Here is an 18936-nt window from a genome sequence, read left to right on the forward strand (position 1 = left end):
AACGGGCCGTGTCCATTTGGTATTAATCCTATTTTTTAATGATGTTATCCAATGCCCAGTTGTTTTGTTGGATAAATTGTAGCAGAATAGTCAGAAACAGCACATGAATCAATTGGGATGGAAGGGCTTCCCAGTTTTCTATAAGTGTTGTTCCCAGGATTAAAATTATCATCATGGCTGCTCCAATAATGAGGGCTGGTCTTGTAAACAAGCCAGCTATCAATAACAATCCAACCAGAAATTCGGCAATAGGTAACGCATAACTAAAGGGCAAAACCAATGCTTTGGGAAGTAAAGAATGTTCAAATCCGTTTACCATCCAGGTGCTAAATGCAGACAGTTTAGGGAGTCTTACCAGGCCGTGTCCGAATATGCTTGTTCCTATTGCAATGCGTAATAAAAGATATACACTTGTGTCCATAAATTTTTATTTTTTACAGAACAAAAGTGCAACTTCCTTCTCTGTCGCATTTGTATAAATAGGGGATATATTTGTAGTTTTGCCAGTATGGAAGTCCGGAACTTACATCAACCTTTTGAACTGGATTTATTGGAAATCCGGGAATACGATATACAGAAGCACAAGAATACTTTTTTTGAAATGGTATTTGTTTTGGGGGGTAAGGGGGTGCAAATAATTAACGACCACAGGCTACCTTATATCAGTGATCAGTTTTTTGTCATTTTCCCACAGGATAGCCATAGTTTTGAAGTAGAAAGTTTTACCAGGTTTTTTTTTATCCGGTTCAACGAAAGCTATTTACGAACACAAGATCAGGATTGGGTGCGAAAACTGGAATACATTTTTCATACACATAACCATTTACCCGGCTGTGTACTGAAAACGATAAGTGACAAACCACTGGTAAGGGCACTTGTAGAGGGACTGATACTGGAAAATACGAACCAGCATCCCCAACAACAAGAGGTGTTGAAGCAACTGGTAAATACTATTATTACTATTGCTGCCCGTAATATGCAATTGATGGAATCAACGCATCCTTCAACCGGAAACAGGGATGAGATTATGCAGATCTTAAGCTATATCCATCAGAATATTTATGCGCCCGAATTATTGAAATCTGCTGTAATAGCAACCCAATTTAATATTGCATCCAGTTATATAGGCGAATATTTTAAATCAAAAACCGATCAGAGTATCCAGCAATACATCCAGAATTATAAGCTGAAATTGATAGAAAGGAGGCTTCGTTTCACTAATATGCAGATGAATGAGATTGTACATGAATTTGGCTTTACAGATGCCAGTCACCTGAACCGGTTATTCAAAAAGCATGCAGGATTAAGTCCAACTGAATTCAGGAAATCCATTAGGTTGGTATAGTCAGATTAGCATATTTAAGGAAGGGAATAATTGAGTTTAGTTTCACTCAATTATTCCCTGTTTTTAATTCACTGAAAAGCTACCAGCTCCGCAGGTACACGGCACATTGTTAAATAAGGCCGAACTTCCGCTGGCACTGTAATTTAAAGTACAAACACTTCCCGAAAAGGAATAATTGCCTGAGCTACTACCTGCCTGGTGTATCCCTACTGTGTAAGTTCCTGATGGTACTGTAATTGTACGATTGTAAAAAGAATACTGATAACTACCGGATGATCCCATAAATTCGATAACCCACGATCCTGAAAGGTTTGATCCCCGCGTTAGTGTTACCGAACAATCTAAAAAGTTTCTGGCATTCTTCTTAATTGATGACAATCCCGTTGGATTGTTAGAAGGTCTTAATGGGTCGTGAGCAGTTGATTGAGTTAATACTGCTGTACCCAGCATAATCATAACTAATAGTAGAAGGGTTAATTTTTTCATTTGGGAGGGTTTAATGGTTCAATACAATATAAGTATTAAATACGAGTAATTAAAGCCGTTTTTGAATAATCCATCACTTTGCGCAATGGCTGACACAAACCGGCCCCAAAATCCTATATGCTTATATCCTGCCAAGCCCATTCCTATAAGGTTCTACCTAGGTTTATATAAGCTTAGCTTATAGGAACCTTATAAGAAGGTTATAGGAAGGTAGGTAGCAGCTTATAAGAAATGAGGGATTGAGCAGTACCATGGCTAGTTTCAACGCTTAAAATGGTAAGATATTTAGTTGATAACCCTGGATTAGCTTTTTCTACTATTTGAGTTACTTATATAAAGTTTTTCGTATGAATTATATGTAACTTATTGGCTTTCTTTTGCTTAATTTTGCTGACGCAGCTTTATCTTATTTGCGTGCAGACAGTATATTTTTATGATGAATAACTTTCGCCTTACATTTCCCGTAGAACCAATAGCAACACCACTGGAGTATCCTGATAAACTCCTGCTGATGGGTTCCTGCTTTGCTGAGGAGATAGGAGACCGTTTGCTGCATCATCATTTTGATACGCTGGTGAATCCACATGGTATCTTATACAATCCTTTAAATATCGCCGAAGCGCTGCAACGTTACCTGGATGGTAAACAATATGCAGCAGGCGAGTTGTTTCAGCATGGAGACCTGTGGCATAGCTGGGATCATCACAGCCGGTTTTCAGCACTGGATCCTGAAGAGGCATTGTTAAAGATGAATACCGCCGCCGCTGCCGCTACAGAGCGATTGGAAAACGCCGACTGGCTTTTTATCACCTTGGGAACTGCACATATCTACACATTAAAAGATAATAACCGGATAGTAGGCAACTGCCATAAAGTACCCGCTTCTTCATTTCACAAAAGGTTGGTGACTCCGCAGGAGATAATCTCGGCACTCGATAATATGATGCACCGCCTGTTTTTCCGGAATAAGAAGGTTAAAATCATGTTTACGGTTAGCCCAGTGCGTTATGTCCGTGATGGAGTAGTGGAGAATAACCTGAGTAAAGCAGTGTTGTTACAGGCTGTACATCATCTCGTCAATAAATTCAACCGCTTGTTTTATTTCCCTGCATATGAGTTAGTGTTAGATGATCTCCGCGATTACCGGTTTTATAAAGATGATCTGGTTCATCCGAATGAAACTGCCATTAACTATGTATGGGAACATTTTACGGGCAGTTGTTTATCGCCCGAAGGGCAAAAACTATTACCTCTTATTGAAGACCTTAACCGCGCTATGCAACACAGGCCTTTTAACCCGCAAAGCCAGCAACATAAAAAGTTCTTAGAAACTTATGCGAAGAAGACAAGGGCGTTGATAGAACAATATCCCTATCTGAAACTGGAAGAGAAGCTGGCATATTTCGAAGGGTGAAGAATAATACAAGCTGCCAAAGAGTCTTTACATCCCTAAATAAATAATTATCTTGTTATCTCAAATTAAGAACTTAATTTTTCATCTATGAAACGGTCAAGGTTACTTTGTATAATTGTATTATCAATCCCCTTTATTTCGAAATCACAAACGCTACAATCAGTTACTAACGGTGGTAATAATACTACCAGCAACTTAATCCAGATAACAGGAGTAGACAATATACATAGTGGAGCCGGATTGGAATTATTCAGATATGGTACAGATGGTATCATCCAGGCATATGACAGATCTGCATCAGCCCCTAACAAACTACGTTTACAACCCAACGCAGGTTCATTAACAACCATCAACGATGCAGGAGGCCGGTTATTGGTAAATAGTACTGTTGATGATGGAACAACCGCTTTACAGGTAAGAGGAGATATTAAATCTTCGAATGGGATCTACCGCGCACTTGAAGGTACGATGCCTAATAATATTCTGATGGCTTACGGATACAATGCAACTGTACAGGACTATACTTCGATAAAGGTAGCTGGTTTAGCTGCAAATACGGCAGAACTAAGACTCATCCAAAATGGTAACGTGGGTATCGGTACTGCCACTCCGGAAACGAAACTGGATATCAGAAGCTCTACACCAACCGGGTTAAGAGTAAGTACAGGCGATAATCAGTATGTCGGAGAATTTAAATGGAATGCCGGAGTTGTTCAGTTATCAGCAGCAGGCTATGGCTCTCCGGATTTTTCATTATTAACAGGTGGAGTAGAAAGGATGAGAGTAATGAATGGCGGAAATGTGGGTATCGGTACTGCGAATCCACAATCTAAACTGGCTGTAAATGGTGACATCACAGCAATGAAAGTAAAGGTTACTCAAAGTGGTTGGCCTGATTATGTATTTCATCAGGATTATAAACTTCCTACATTAAAAGAGGTGGAAGAGTATATTACCATCAACAAACGTTTACCTGATGTTTATTCCGCAAAAGAAGTAGAAAAGAATGGGCTGGACGTGGGTGAAATGAATAAACAATTATTACAAAAAGTAGAGGAGCTTACATTATATCTGATTGCTGAACATAAGAAAAACATAGAACTGGAAGAAAAGATCTCTCGATTAGACACCAGACTTAATAATATAGAATGTAAATAATACTATTAAAAAAGGACAGCTGTGGTAGCTGTCCTTTTTTTAATTCTAATCTTTATTTATCATATAGTCCTTTATATATACCATCCCAATAGCAAAGCATATCAATGCAATACCAATTGGATATATCAGGCCCGCCAGATGATTATTCGTTTGCGTTACAAGTAATGTGGAAATAGTAGGTAATAATCCCCCGAAAACTCCATTCCCAATATGATAAGGTAATGACATGGATGTATAGCGGATCCTGGTAGGGAATAATTCAACAAGGAAGGCCGCTATTGGCCCATATACCATCGTTACGAAGAGCACTTGTATAAATACCAGCAGAATAAGTAGTATTACATTTTTAGTACTGACCACAACTTCTTTTTTGGATGCCGGTTTACCATCTATGGTAGTGATCGTTTCACGTTCTTCAGTACCATCAGTAAATACACGTGTTTTAATGGAATGTTCTACATTCTGCATGTCTTTATTTCTGCTGATACTGTTCTCTATTCTATATAAACCATTATCCTCTGTTTTTTTGCTAAGATCAGCAATGTAGTCCATACCTGCATAGATAGGGTAGTAGCTTATTGCAGCGATAAGCATGCCCGTCATCATGATCTTTTTACGACCGATGCGATCGGACAGTTTTCCGAAGTAAATAAAAAACGGAGCACCTAATAATAATGCAATCGCAATGATCACATTTGATTGTATAAATTCTATCTGCATAGTCTTTTGTAAAAAGGACAATGCGTAGAACTGGCCAGTGTACCATATTACACCTTGTCCCATGGCAGCACCGAACAGGGCCAGGAGTACCAGTCGCAGGTTTTCCTTTTTACCAAAGCTCTCTTTAATAGGATTTTTGGATGTTTGTCCACTTTCCTTTAATTGTGTAAAAAGGGGAGATTCTTTTAGGCGGATGCGGATATAATAAGACATTATTACCAGGAAGATGGATAACCAGAAAGGGATGCGCCATCCCCAGCTGTTAAAATCTTCAGGCGACATGCTGGTACGTGTAATTAATATAACGGCCAGAGAAATGAATAGCCCCAGAGTAGCCGTAGTTTGTATAAAACTGGTATAGTAGCCACGTTTTTCATGGGGAGAATGTTCTGCTACATAAGTTGCAGCACCTCCGTATTCCCCACCCAGAGCTAAACCCTGAAGTAAGCGTAATATAAGTACAAGTATGGGGGCTAATATACCTATGCTGTGATAGCCTGGTATCAGTCCGATAGCAAAGGTAGAGCCTCCCATGATCAATAAGGTGAGCAGAAAGGTATGCTTGCGGCCGGTAATGTCTCCCAGTCTGCCAAACACAATCGCACCGAAGGGACGAACGATAAAACCTACGGCGAAAGTAGCCAGGGTAGCGATGTATGCCAGTCCTGGGTTACTTGGTGGGAAGAACTTTTCTGAAATAATAAATGCCAGACTTCCGAAGATATAGAAATCATACCATTCAATAAGAGTACCTGCCGAAGAGGCCAGAATTACCTGCCAGATGTTTTGTACTTTGTTGTCTTTCATGCGTGGATGTTAGTTAAAACTTGCATAATATAGTACAAAAGTTGTAAATATTATAATATTCAGGCATTTTCGGTTATGCTTGCTTTAAACTTCTCATTTATTCTATTAACTTTAAGAGCAAGCATCACTACAAGGGACAGTTATGGATATAAGACGGGCATTGGTTTGTATGTTAATAGTGTTTTTATACACTGCTTCCCTTCAGGCGCAGCAGCAGGATCGTGGCCGCCCTAAAATAGGACTCACATTAAGTGGTGGAGGTGCTAAAGGACTGGCACACATAGGGATTCTGCAAGCATTGGATAGCGCAGGACTGAAAATTGATTATTTAACCGGTACCAGTATGGGTAGTATTGTCGGCTCATTATATGCAATGGGCTATTCCGGCGATACAATAGAGATGATGGCCAGGAGACTGGATTGGAATAACCTGTTCTCGAATCAGCCGGTATTAACAGATATTTCTTACGAAGAAAAGCAGGAATACAATAAGTATATAATTGAAATCCCGTTTGAATATGGAAAGCCCAAACTGGCCTCTGGTGTAATTTCCGGAGAGCAGTTATGGCTGGAACTGGCCAGATTGTGCTGGCCAATGAAGAATCAGAACGACTTCTCAAAATTCAATATTCCCTTTAAATGTATTGCTACGGATGTGACTACCGGTGAAATTGTAACACTGGATACCGGGAATATTGTGACCGCTATCCGTGCCAGTATGGCTATCCCTTCTATTTTTACCGCTGTAAAGATCGGGAATCGAAAACTGGTAGATGGAGGTGTTGTAAGAAACTTTCCCGTTATCACTGCCAAAGAAATGGGGGCGGATATTGTGATAGGATCTAATGTAGCCGGTGGTCTTCGTAAAGCGGAACAACTGATCACCCCATTGGATATACTTTACCAGCTGGGATTTTATAAAGATGCTGTTGATTTTATAGAAGAGAAAAAGGCCTGTGATGTGTATATTCATCATGATCTGGAAAACTATTCTGCTGCCGGTTTTAGCAGTCTGGATTCGATCATTGAATTAGGCAAAAAGAAAGGGCGGGAAATGTATCCTGTATTTAAGCGGATGGCAGATTCCCTGCTGGCCCTGGATCCGGAGCAGCCTGCACATAAAAAAGACCGGTTACCATTTACCGCTGATGTAGAGCTGACTGCCATTCATGTACATGGTTTAGTGCATTCTGATGAGAGCTTTTTTATGGGAAGGTTAGGATTGAAAACAGGAGGATGTTATAGCCCTGAACATATTAAGAATGCCGTATTGAATGTGTTTGGCACCCGGTTTTATAAGATGATCACGTACGAGTTGCATCCGGAGGTTGAGAACCGGAACAGTATGGAGATTACAGTGGAAGAGAATCCGCTCACATATGTGAAGTTTGCTTTGCAGTATAATAGTTTCACAAATGCAAGTGCGATCATTAACATTACCCAGCGGAATTTCATTGTACCTAACTCCCGATCATTTGTGACTGTTGCCATAAGTGAAAATCCACGTGTGCAGGCAGAGTACTTTAAATACCTTGGACGTAAGCGGAACTTTGGCTTAGGACTGGGGGCCTATTTTGAAGATAATTCATTAACATACTATGAGAACTTTGAGGGTAAACAACAATACAGCAGCCGGTATATAAATACGGATATCCATATGCAATATACGCTGAACAGTCAGATGGCGATAGGTGTGGGAGCGCGTTGGGAATTCCTGAATCTGAATCCCCGTTATGAAGGTAGCATGGTGCTGCGCGGAAATGGTAATCAGTTGAATAACTACCTGTATTTTGGAATAAACTCACTGGACCGGAAAATCTATCCCCGTCATGGTATTGATCTGCGTTTTGAGACGGGCTACATTTACAACCAGAATCCTAGTTATCGTTCTTTTGTCAATGGTGTTGAAGTGCCGTTATCCAGTTCTAATCTGACTTTCAGTAATTACGAGTGGGCAAAGTTGCAGGTAAAATATAACCTTTCGCTCAGCTATAAGAGCACATTGCAGCTTAATGGAGCGGGCGCCTTTAACTATAATAATAACCAGGGACCTATCAATGCTTATATGATAGGAGGATTGAATAATGTGATGCGGAATCAGCTGCCGTTTGTAGGACTGCTTGAAGGAGAGGTAATTACTTCCAGTGCCGCTATTGCGCAAATGGCTTATCAGCATGAACTGACACGGAATATTTTTGTTATACCAAAAGCCAATGCCGCATTGTATGATATTTTTGGCAATGTAGCTGGAAAGTATAAATACCTTACGGGATATGGTTTAACGATGGGATATTCCACTTTTATGGGTCCGATAGAAGGATCGCTGATGTATTCTGACCAGGATGGGCGGCTAAGGGTGTATGTGAATATCGGCTTTAACTTTTAATGCATCCTGTCGCCCCGTACTTCCAGTCCGGCAATAATTTCCGCTTCTATTTTCAGCCATTCTGCCCAGCGGGTCTTCACTCTTTCTTCAGGCAGGTATTCATTTGCCAGATCGATGAACAGGCGGTAATGACCGGCCTCTGAGATCATGAATTTCCGATAGAATTCGCGGAGGTATTCATCTTCGAGACCTTCGCTCAACAGGCGGAATCTTTCGCAACTGCGGGCTTCTATGAGGGCGAAGATGAGGAGCCTGTCCAGCAATACACTAGCCGGATCTCCACCTTTCTGCTGATGGGGCATAAGTGCATTCACATAGGCATCTTTCCGTTGTTTTCCCAGAGAGTATCCACGTTTTTTCATTTCAGCCAGTACCTGGCGGAAATGCCCCCATTCTTCCGTAACAATAGGAGCCAGTTCATGTACCAGCATCTCTTTATCAGGGTAGCGCTGGATCAGGGAAATACAGGATGTAGCGGCCTTTTGTTCACAGAATGCGTGGTCCGTCAACACTTCTTCCAGCGAAATAGCTGCCAGATTTACCCAGCGCGGATCAGTAGGTAATTGGAGGCCTAATATCGATACCTTACTCATTTCGCAAAGTTACTTAGCTTTGTGTGATGAAAGAAGATTTTCTTTTAAAGCAACTATTGCTACGCGAACAGCAGCATTCCCTCCGGGAGTTGCGCATACCCGCCCCGGGAATGATCGATTTTTGTTCTAATGATTACCTGGGACTGGCCCGCAGTACGGCGATGCAGGAATCTGTACATGCCTTGTTACAGGCAAGACCGTTCATGCATGGCAGTACCGGATCAAGATTATTAGCAGGTAATTATGCGTGGATAGAAGAAGCGGAAAGTATGCTGGCAGCTTTTCATGCATCACCGGCAGCGCTGATTTATAACTCAGGTTATGATGCCAATGTTGGGCTGTTTTCCTGTGTTCCCCAGAAAGGAGATACCATTATCTATGATCAGTTGATCCATGCATCTATCCGGGATGGCATCCGGTTATCAAAAGCACAGGCATTTTCATTTCTGCATAATGATATTGACGACCTGCAAAAGAAATTAAAACATGCTGAGGGCAATATTTTTGTTGCAATAGAATCTGTATATTCTATGGATGGAGATTTCGCATTGCTTGCGCAAATTTCTTCTCTTTGTGAATCATTTGGAGCACATCTTATCGTGGATGAAGCGCATGCCACGGGTGTAGTGGGTGCAAAAGGAGAGGGGTTAGTACAGCAATTGGGAATTTCATGTTTTGCACGGGTACATACCTTCGGGAAAGCGGTGGGTTGTCATGGGGCGGTAGTGCTTGGTTCTGTGTCGTTACGTGAATATCTGATTAACTTTTCGCGGTCCTTTATTTATACCACAGCATTACCTCACACAGCCATTGCTGCCATCATGGCCAGTTATGACCTGTTTCCTTATATGAACAGTGCCCGTGAGCATTTATCCCTGCTGATCACACAATTCCAATCTGCCGGGCTGGATATATTACCAAGTGAAACGCCTATACAGGTAGTACTGACGCCGGGTAATGAAACTACACGTTTGCTGGCCGCGAGGTTGCAGTCCGCCGGACTGGACGTCAGGGCAATCCTTCACCCGACGGTGCCCAAAGGGAAGGAGCGGTTAAGGATAGTGTTGCATAGTTATAATACGGAAGAAGAAGTAGGAAAACTTGTGGAGATGCTGAAATGATGAATATGTAAATATTATTAATTAGTTTTTATGAAAGTGGATTTAAGAATACCTCTGGATTTTGATCTGTTTGATGAAGGGGATGATGAGGATCACATATTTATTTATGATGAATATGGTGATGTTAAGCGGGATATTAAAGAGGCAATATATCAAAAGCCTTTTTTTTCGCACTTAGTCGTTGATGAGCGCCATTATTGTTATATATGGTGGAATGACACTTTAGGCTATTGGTGTGGAGAAGTATGGGGTTCGGATTATATTGAAACATATTTATGTGAAACGCTGGAGGAATTAAGAGTTGAAATTATGCAGAGTGTTGATGCAATTGCTAATAAGAGGTAATAATACTCGTGGGGAAAGCAGGCAGGCTCGTGAAAATGTTTGGTTAGCGCATAATTATGTATATTAGCTGATCACCTTTTCTACTATGAGAATCATACCCTTTGTCATCTCGACGGCCATTACTATCGGATTTATTGTAATGTTGGACCACAAATGGGGCGCCTTACCCCCTTTCGGCCGCTTGTTAAGCCCACAGGAAGGCTTTTGGCAGAATGCCACGCCTATCAGCAAAGATTATAATGAAGAGTTAAACCTGCCCGGCCTGAAGGGAAAAACGGAAGTCTGGCTGGACGACCGTATGGTACCTCACATTTTCGCAGAGAATGATGCCGACGCTTATTACGTAGAAGGATATATGCATGCACGTGACCGCCTCTGGCAGATGGAGCTGCAAATCTTTGCCGCCTCCGGACGCTTATCTGAGATCCTGGGTAGCAAAATGTTGAACTACGACCGGAGGCAACGCAGAACGGGGATGGTTTACGGAGCAGAACTGGCGCTGAAGGAAATGGAAGCTGACCCTGTTACCAAAACTGCTGTGGAAGCTTATACTGCCGGTATCAATGCATATATTAACAGTCTTACACCGGCAGATCTGCCTATAGAATATAAACTCCTGAATTACAAACCCCAGCCATGGGTAACTTTGAATTCAGCGCTGTTACTTAAATACATGGCACTGGACCTTGCCGGTGCTGCTAACGACCTGGAATACACGAATGCACGTCGTTTGTTCAATAAAGCAGACTTCGATCTCATGTACCCTGATTTTGGAGACAGCATCGATTATATCATTCCCGCAGGAACACATTTTGATCCGGCTACTGTGAAAGCAGTTCCTCCACCGGATAGCATTATCCGTCTGGCCGGCTCTTTACTCAAATTCAAAGAAGATAAGCCAGACCCTGACAATGGTAGTAATAACTGGGCCGTAGCAGGTTCGAAGACACGTTCCGGTTCACCCATCCTTTGCAGTGATCCTCATCTTGGTTTGTCGCTGCCTTCATTATGGTATGAAGTACAGATCCACACGCCAGGCATGAACGTATATGGGGCTTCCTTGCCCGGTGCTCCTGGTGTGATCATTGGTTTCAATGATCATGTTGCCTGGGGTGTGACCAATGGTGAAGAAGATGTGAAAGACTTTTACCAGATGCAGTTCCGTAACGGCCACAAACAATACCTGTTTAACGGTGCTTATCGTGATGCCACTCCGCGCATTGAGAAAATCAATATCCGTGATGGCAAACCTTATTATGATACCGTTGCTTACACCGTATGGGGACCGGTAGTTTATGATAATACCTTTCCTGATATGACAGCCGGTCAGCAGTTCCTTGCGATGCGCTGGAAAGCTCTTGATCCATCCAACGAACTACTTACCTTCCTGCAGCTTAATAAGGCTCATAATTACGATGATTACCTGGCTGCGCTGAAACACTATGCCTGTCCTGCCCAGAACTTCGTATTTGCTGCCAAACAGGGTGATATCGGTATATGGCACAATGGGCAATACCCATTACGCTGGAAAGACCAGGGCAAATGGATCATGCCAGGCAGCGACAGTTCCTTTGCATGGCAGGGATTTATTCCCATGGATCAGAATCCACATATGCACAATCCTGAGCGTGCTTTCGTCAGCTCCGCCAATCAGCATCCTGCCGACAGCACCTATCCATATAATTATATAGGTGACTATGACCTGTTCCGTGGCAAACGTATCAATGAGGTCCTTGCATCAATGAACCAGATCACTGTGCAGGATATGATGCAGTTGCAGAACGATAATATGAACCTCTTTGCACGCGCTGCAATGCCGCTCCTGAAAAAACATCTGAACAATGTAACCCCGGCAGAGCAGCCCTACTGGAAGATTTTGCAGGAATGGAACTTACAAAACTCACCGGACAGCAAAGGCGCTACTATATTTTTCATTTTCTGGGATCAGTTGCAAAACCTCATCTGGAATGATGATATGGATTCCACCACCGCCTTACAGATGCCGTGGGAGAAAACTACTCTGCTCTGGTTGATACGTGATTCCTCCATGCATTTTATTGATAACATTCATACACCGGAAAAGGAAACCCTTTCCTCTCTCGTACAGCAGGCATTCAAAATAACATCAGATAGTGCGGACGTATTAGCTTCCCAGAAAATATTAGAGTGGGGGCGTTACCGTGGTACAGATATCAGACATCTTACACGCAGTTTGCCAGCCTTTAGTGCCATGCACCTGCTCACCGGCGGAGGAAGGCATATTGTGAACGCCACTAAGCAGACCCATGGACCTTCATGGCGAATGGTGGTACAACTGAGCGATAAAACGGAAGCCTACGGTATATTTCCCGGTGGGCAAAGCGGGAATCCGGGTAGCCCGTTCTATGATAATGCAATTCAGGACTGGGTACAGGGAAAATACTACCTGTTGCATGTGTTCGACAGTAAAGAAAAGGATGATCCTGCTATCAGATTTAAGATGGTGTTTAATAAATTATAAAAAATTTTTACAAAGATTTGGAAGTGATTAAATAATTCCTATCTTTGCACTCCCAATTACAAAAGAGGGAATGATTCCGTAGCTCAGTTGGTAGAGCAATACACTTTTAATGTATGGGTCCTGGGTCCGAGTCCCAGCGGGATCACAAGGCTACGCACAGCGTAGCCTTTTTCGTTTATATATGCCGCTGTAGTAGCTTTACAAAAAATTCCATATCTAAGAATATTAATCAATAGCAACCGATTCGGTGACTAGTTTTTCCCCTGAAATTTAATCACCGAATGTTCGGTAAGAGGTTGAAAAGATTTGAAAGAACGCAATGGATTTCAAAACATTTCATTCTTCATCTTTTAAAATGTGGTTGCCATGAGTAAGTAGAACCTTTCTATTTTAATCTATCCCAAAAAGCACCTGGCCAGGAAAGCTAAGGGCGACAGAGCGCCCCTCTCCGACCGCTTGACCATGGATGAGAAAATATCCGAAATTTCATTGAGCCGAAAAATCTTGGTTGAATATTGGAATGAGGAAATGAAGCAGGTTTCAGGGAAAAACTTGGAAACAGTTATAGCTAAAATACTGAGACTATAAAATATCCTGTGTTTATGGCTATTAGGTCATATAATCATATTCCCTGCCCCATCTTTACCCAGGGGCATTTCTTCAATCACTTCAAAACAGGAGAAAAAAACACGGAAATGCTAAGCAGACAGATAAGGATAAACTTGTTCTTGAACATGTATAATTAGCACATGAGGTTAATTGATAGATCATATAAGTAATAATATAGCTAATATCGTATCTCGTCTGTCCCCCTTGTATCAATTAACCGTATTTGTATCAAAATTCCGGGCAAAGGTAACACTAATGGCATAAGTAAAATACTGGTATTCAGGGACTTTTACACTCCCTCAGAGCTGACTGTTCCACCAGGCAGAACCGCTCGTGAGAAAATTCTGGATAAGTGCATCTGCCAAGAATATAATGCGACGCAAATGCACCGGCAAAAAGCAATAAGCCTGTAGGCAAGATAATCATCCTTCAGGGGTATAATTTTAAGACTGTCGGCTATTAGAATTTTGTCCTTACAAAAACGGGTTTGGTGTAAAGATTTCCACGCCGGTATGCTTTTGAACTACTTTCATGAAACAATAAAATTTATCACCACATAAACTTTGTTCTCATGAAAAAGAAGAAAAACTCGAATTTGAAATTATCTTTAAATAAGCAAATAATTGCAAAATTAAGTGTAAATGTGAAGAAGTCCATTGGTGAGCTGTCTACTTCAATGAACATGGATTGTGTATCTACCGGTGATGCCAGTTGTAATACGGGGAATGTAACTTTTTAGCCTTAATGTAATTTTATAATTTCAGGAGCAGGAATAAGCATTTTCCGATAGGCTGACGATAGGCCCATCGGCAAATGCTTGTTAATTTAAATACTACATAATGTCACGATTACGGCTTTTTCTTATAATAGCTTTTTTAATGATCTCCAGGCAGAGCCAGGCACAATCTTATTGTAATGCTGATATTAACTTTATAATAGAAAAGATCAGGGATAGTTATGCAGGCTATCATGATAAACAGGGAGATCAGGTAATAAAGAATCAGTTAAATGACCTCAGTAAAAAAGAATATGAACATGCAGACTGCTTTACTAAACTCGCACGTATACTTTTGCAGTTCCAGGATCTTCATCTTCGCTTGCGTACCTGCAAACCGGTGACTCCCACTAATACAGCGCAATTAAAAAGCCAGTTAAAAAATGTGGAGGTGTATCTTTCACAGAATAATAAGTCAAAGGATAAATATGAAGGGTACTGGATGTCAGATACACATGATTATGTGGTGGCTATAAAAAAGACAAAAGCATTGCCGGTGGAATATACCGCCTATATAATTGAAACGAAAAATACCAGGCTGCCCCCTGGCAATGAAAAATTTGTTTTAACCCAACTTGATAGTATAGTTTTTCAAACAGCAATTATCTCAGCTACAGGCTTTAAAGTGGCAACACTTTCCAGATTTGCAAATGAAAATACTTTGTTAACGGGTGTTTCCGGAAAGTGGCTGAAGTTGCCCGGTTACTCTCGTGATATGCTGAAAAGTTATAAGTCTTTTGACTGGCAACCTTCTCTTGCTGTAATAGATAGCGAAACTGTTTTAATTCGAATACCCACCTCTGATTACGCCGCAAAAGAACGGGTAGATAGCCTTGTAGAAGCCAATGAAAAACTTATTGGACGTAGTAAGAAACTGATCGTAGATGTAAGAAATAATACCGGCGGTACTACGCTAACCTATTCTTCTTTGTTTCCTTACATTTATACAAAACCCATCATCACTTTAGGTGGAACTGTACGGTGTTCGCAAGATGTGATTGAACAGGAACAGCAATATCTGGACAAAAACAGGCTTACATTGCCTGCCGGTGAACTGGCATATACACAAAAAATGTTGAAGGGAATGATAGCTAATAAAGGAGGATACTTTCAGGAAGTACAGGATACCCTGAAATATGATTCAATAAGTGTTTATCCCAAACAAGTGGGTGTAATTATGAATTATGCATCTGCAAGCGCTGCTGAATTATTTGTACAATATTGCAGACAAAGTACCAAAGTGACCATATTCGGTGAGGATACCTGGGGTGCAATCGACTATATGGAAAATATAGTACTCAAAACCCCCAGTCAGCAGTTTGAAGTATTTATCCCACGGATGAAGACGGCTTTCCGTAACAGCAGCCTTCCCCATGCAAATGATGGCCTGAAGCCTGATGTGGAAATCAGCCAGTCTGAACCCGACTGGATAGATTTTGTTAAAAAATATTACGATAAAATCACTAAATTAACAGATAGGAATATATAGCACATCTACTAGCCCGAGAAAACATGGAAATCACCGCCGTTAATGAACCCGCAACGCCGCCAAATTCTTTTAACCTGAATAAGCTGCACAATCTTACAATAAGATCTTACGTGTTGAAACATGTGATAGCATGGTGTATCTATATTTTCTACGGTTACCTGGCCAATTTAATCGTTAACCCCAATGAAAGCTTACTTGATATTATCTTTGCCAATCTTCTATCCATATGGTCATTTTATGCGGGATATTACTGTCTTATCGTCGCTTTAATCCAAAAGAAACCTGTAACAGGCATCGTATTATGGTTGGCAGGACTGATAGTATTGTTCGTATTGCGATACATCTATGCTTATTTTCTACTGGATCTCATCGGACTGAAACCCTATAACAGCAACAAATTCCAGCTTATAATAAGGGATTCTATTTTATTATACATCAGGTTCTTCCTGTATGCAATAGGGTTTTATTATGCACGGAAATCATTGTTGAAGGAAAGAGAATTAAGAAAAACAGAAGAGGAAAAATATTATCTCCAGGAAGAAAAACTCCGGCTGGAAAAGACAAACCTGATGAGCGAGTATGCTTTTTTGCGCAGTCAGATTAACCCACACTTTCTACATAATACACTTAACTTTTTCTACGCAAAATCATTGGGATATTCAAAAGAATTATCCGAAAGTATTCTTACGCTATGTGAAATAATGCGCTATTCAATTGACGGTGGCGAAGATGATAGCGGTACCGCATTGCTCAATAAAGAAATAGAACACCTGCAGAATGTAATGAAAATAAATCAACTTCGTTTTAGTAACCGCTTGCAGGTTAGTCTCACTGTTAATGGAGATACTTCCGGTATCCGCATTATTCCGCTGGTAATGATCACACTGGTGGAGAATGCCTTCAAACATGGAGAACTCATCAATAAAGACCACCCGGTAAAAATAGAATTATTGGTAGATAAGGAGTCATCAACTTTAAAATTCTCTACTTTTAATAAGAAAAAAAACGGACCCAAGGATCTGTCGCACGGCATTGGAATGGATAATATTCGTAAACGTCTTAATGCAGCCTATGGTGATAGGCATACTTTCCGTATAAAGGATGAAGAAGAATTTTATTCAGTAGACCTGTTTATTGACCTAAGCATAAAAAAAATGTAAATAAGCCCACCATGATCAACTGTTTGTTAGTAGACGATGAGCAACATGCCATTGATGTGTTAATGCATTATATCGGCCAGACACCTTATCTGCACCTGGTTAAAGCTACCACTAGTCCTATTGAGGGATTGCAGGTCATGAATACGGAAAAGATTGACCTTGTTTTTCTGGATATACAAATGCCTGAAATGTCCGGGATGGATTTTGCAAGAACAATTATGGGGAAAAGTAAAATAATCTTCACAACTGCCTATAACGAATTTGCCGCCGATGGGTATGATCTGGAAGTGGTGGATTACCTGTTGAAACCTGTGTCGCTACCCCGGTTTTTAAAAGCAGTACAAAGAGCCCTCAACTTAATCACCTCTTCTGTGGCAGTTAGCCCAAAGGAGGAGCATCTGGATGATGATTATATTTTTATAAAAACAGAGTTTAAGGGTAAAATGGTAAAAATCAACCTCAAAGATATTGATTATGTGGAAGGCATGAAAAACTATGTAGCCATTTACCATACCGGTCAGAAAACCATGGCCCTCCTTAATATGAAGGATATGGAAGAAAGGCTGCCCAAAAAATATTTTATGAGGGTACACCGGTCATTTATTGTATCTGTAAGTAACATCACTGCTGTTGAAGGGAATCTTATACGCCTGAAGAATGCTAAAGAAAGTATTATGCTGGGGGAAACCTATAAACCGGGCTTTTATGAAATCATGAAGGCGAAACTGATGGAATAAACCCATTTATCCTGGTCTTCGTACTTTGAATAAGCGGATTCGTGTATAAAATTAAGAGGGGCGTCTGGGCATCGATACATTTGTTGCAGTTAAAGTTTAAGACCAGATGCATCAGATAGCGCAAAGGAAGTTGGATAAAGTTAATGCCTTACTGGATACCCGTAAAAGCAACAATGATACATTCTTTAAAGGCCGGTTGGGACAGATTTTTTACTTTTATCATCTTTATAAAGTAACGGGGAATATCTCTCTCAAACATCACCTGGAAGAACTTTTATCTCAGGTATTTGCTAATGTAAGCACTACTAACCCCACCCTAATAGGACCTTCCATCAGTACCGGAGGCGCAGGATTGGGTTATGTTGTAAATTTTCTCTGCCAGGAAGGGGCACTGGCATTCGATATAAATAAAGAATTCGGGGAGCTGGACAATTATTTATTCAATGCGGCCTCAGATCTTATCGCAAAAGATAATATTGATTTTCTGCATGGGGCTTTAGGTGTGTTATACTATTTCGGAGAAAGAGCCAGAACGTCTGCCCATGCCAGCAATTTTCTGAACAGCTTAACCGAAGATATCTGCCGGCGTGCTGTCAGGGTTGAAGGCGGATACTGGTTCAGAAATAACCTTATAAGAGTAGACGACAATCAGATCATTAATTTCAGCCTCTCTCACGGTTTATGCGGAATATTGCTGGTTTTAATAAGCATTTATGAAGTTTCTGCCCATAGGGAACTGATTGAAGAAACTGTTAAGGAAGGAGTCCGGTTTATTCTGAAGCATAAGATGGATGTAGATTTCTCCAACAACGAATATGCCTTTTTCCCTTTCATGATTAAAGACGGTGCCAGTGAAATATCAGCACCAAATGAAATGGGGTGGGGTTATGGGGATCTGAATGAAGTACTCCTGTTTTACAGGGCAGGGAAAATGTTAAATGATAAAACCCTCATACAACTTGCAGACCTCATTGGAATGCAAAGCGTGATGCGGAAGGATAGCACTTCCAATATGGTCACAGGAACCAGCTTTTGCCACGGAGCTGCGGGACTGGCCCAGTTTTTTAAAACCTTGTACATGGAAAGTAACTGCGATGCATACCGGAAAGGTTATGAATACTGGATTGAACAACTCATTCTGCTGCTGGACGATGAACTGGAAAACGGCACTTATACCGGTAAGGAGAATGACTATCTGGAAGGTCTTACCGGTCCCGCATTTACATTACTTTCTTATGTGTCTGAGCTGGAACTTGGATGGAGCAAGGTACTCCTGTTGTAAGTAATAGTT

15 protein-coding genes, 1 tRNA gene and 1 pseudogene are annotated in these 18936 nt (G+C 41.0%); 13 read left to right on the plus strand and 4 right to left on the minus strand.

The genetic code is table 11. The features are described 5' to 3' along the window. Nucleotides 1–28: 28 nt before the first annotated feature. On the minus strand, nt 29–421 hold the full coding sequence (locus BM176_RS30675) for a DoxX family protein (RefSeq protein ID WP_090108224.1): 393 nt from the start codon (nt 419–421) through the stop codon (nt 29–31). Nucleotides 422–508: 87 nt separating this feature from the next. On the opposite strand from BM176_RS30675, the gene BM176_RS30680 reads away from it, so the two are divergent. After that, nucleotides 509–1345 carry an AraC family transcriptional regulator gene (locus BM176_RS30680; protein ID WP_090108225.1) on the plus strand — a complete coding sequence of 279 codons (837 nt, stop codon included), beginning with the start codon at nt 509–511 and terminating at the stop codon, nt 1343–1345. A gap of 63 nt (nt 1346–1408) precedes the next feature. Here BM176_RS30680 and BM176_RS32300 read toward each other — a convergent pair whose 3' ends face one another. Beyond that, nucleotides 1409–1831, minus strand: a complete 423-nt coding sequence (locus tag BM176_RS32300; protein WP_143097958.1) for a hypothetical protein — start codon at nt 1829–1831, stop codon at nt 1409–1411. Between the two features lie 433 nt (nt 1832–2264). Between BM176_RS32300 and BM176_RS30685 the strand changes: the two genes are divergently transcribed. After that, complete coding sequence (locus BM176_RS30685) at nt 2265–3245, plus strand: GSCFA domain-containing protein (RefSeq protein WP_255373619.1); 981 nt, start codon at nt 2265–2267, stop codon at nt 3243–3245. Nucleotides 3246–3332: 87 nt separating this feature from the next. After that, nucleotides 3333–4403 carry a hypothetical protein gene (locus BM176_RS30690; protein WP_090108226.1) on the plus strand — a complete coding sequence of 357 codons (1071 nt, stop codon included), beginning with the start codon at nt 3333–3335 and terminating at the stop codon, nt 4401–4403. 45 nt (nt 4404–4448) lie between these two features. Here the strand turns inward: BM176_RS30690 and BM176_RS30695 are convergent, their stop codons facing one another. Beyond that, on the minus strand, nt 4449–5930 hold the full coding sequence (locus BM176_RS30695; protein WP_090108227.1) for an MFS transporter: 1482 nt from the start codon (nt 5928–5930) through the stop codon (nt 4449–4451). A 142-nt stretch (nt 5931–6072) separates the two neighbouring features. On the opposite strand from BM176_RS30695, the gene BM176_RS30700 reads away from it, so the two are divergent. Continuing rightward, entirely contained in the window at nt 6073–8316 is a 2244-nt protein-coding gene (locus tag BM176_RS30700; protein ID WP_090108228.1) for a patatin-like phospholipase family protein, read from the plus strand. Here BM176_RS30700 and BM176_RS30705 read toward each other — a convergent pair. Beyond that, nucleotides 8313–8909 carry a MiaE family protein gene (locus BM176_RS30705; RefSeq protein WP_090108229.1) on the minus strand — a complete coding sequence of 199 codons (597 nt, stop codon included), beginning with the start codon at nt 8907–8909 and terminating at the stop codon, nt 8313–8315. The two genes, BM176_RS30700 and BM176_RS30705, sit on opposite strands and share 4 nt — an antisense overlap. A 26-nt stretch (nt 8910–8935) precedes the next feature. Between BM176_RS30705 and BM176_RS30710 the strand changes: the two genes are divergently transcribed. The 9 genes and pseudogenes from BM176_RS30710 to BM176_RS30745 all read left to right on the plus strand — a co-directional run bounded on the left by BM176_RS30710 (nt 8936) and on the right by BM176_RS30745 (nt 18927). Further along, the gene (locus tag BM176_RS30710) at nt 8936–10030 is read left to right on the plus strand and encodes an aminotransferase class I/II-fold pyridoxal phosphate-dependent enzyme (RefSeq protein ID WP_090108230.1); all 1095 of its coding nucleotides are present in this window, start codon (nt 8936–8938) and stop codon (nt 10028–10030) included. Between the two features lie 30 nt (nt 10031–10060). Then, on the plus strand, nt 10061–10375 hold the full coding sequence (locus BM176_RS30715; RefSeq protein WP_090108231.1) for a hypothetical protein: 315 nt from the start codon (nt 10061–10063) through the stop codon (nt 10373–10375). A gap of 85 nt (nt 10376–10460) precedes the next feature. Continuing rightward, the gene (locus tag BM176_RS30720; protein ID WP_090108232.1) at nt 10461–12875 is read left to right on the plus strand and encodes a penicillin acylase family protein; all 2415 of its coding nucleotides are present in this window, start codon (nt 10461–10463) and stop codon (nt 12873–12875) included. Between the two features lie 72 nt (nt 12876–12947). Next, nucleotides 12948–13020 (plus strand) — tRNA-Lys (locus tag BM176_RS30725). Nucleotides 13021–14055: 1035 nt separating this feature from the next. Further along, nucleotides 14056–14115 (plus strand): annotated as a pseudogene (locus BM176_RS33185) (class I lanthipeptide); the annotation flags it as partial. A gap of 208 nt (nt 14116–14323) precedes the next feature. After that, nucleotides 14324–15748 carry a S41 family peptidase gene (locus tag BM176_RS30730; protein WP_090108233.1) on the plus strand — a complete coding sequence of 475 codons (1425 nt, stop codon included), beginning with the start codon at nt 14324–14326 and terminating at the stop codon, nt 15746–15748. A 23-nt stretch (nt 15749–15771) separates the two neighbouring features. Further along, entirely contained in the window at nt 15772–16908 is a 1137-nt protein-coding gene (locus BM176_RS30735) for a sensor histidine kinase (protein ID WP_090108234.1), read from the plus strand. Between the two features lie 11 nt (nt 16909–16919). Further along, on the plus strand, nt 16920–17645 hold the full coding sequence (locus BM176_RS30740; protein ID WP_090108235.1) for a LytR/AlgR family response regulator transcription factor: 726 nt from the start codon (nt 16920–16922) through the stop codon (nt 17643–17645). 106 nt (nt 17646–17751) lie between these two features. Next, nucleotides 17752–18927, plus strand: a complete 1176-nt coding sequence (locus BM176_RS30745) for a lanthionine synthetase LanC family protein (RefSeq protein ID WP_090108236.1) — start codon at nt 17752–17754, stop codon at nt 18925–18927. Nucleotides 18928–18936: the final 9 nt, after the last annotated feature.

Origin of the sequence: Chitinophaga sp. CF118 (assembly GCF_900112615.1) — a bacterium.
Lineage (GTDB): Bacteria > Bacteroidota > Bacteroidia > Chitinophagales > Chitinophagaceae > Chitinophaga.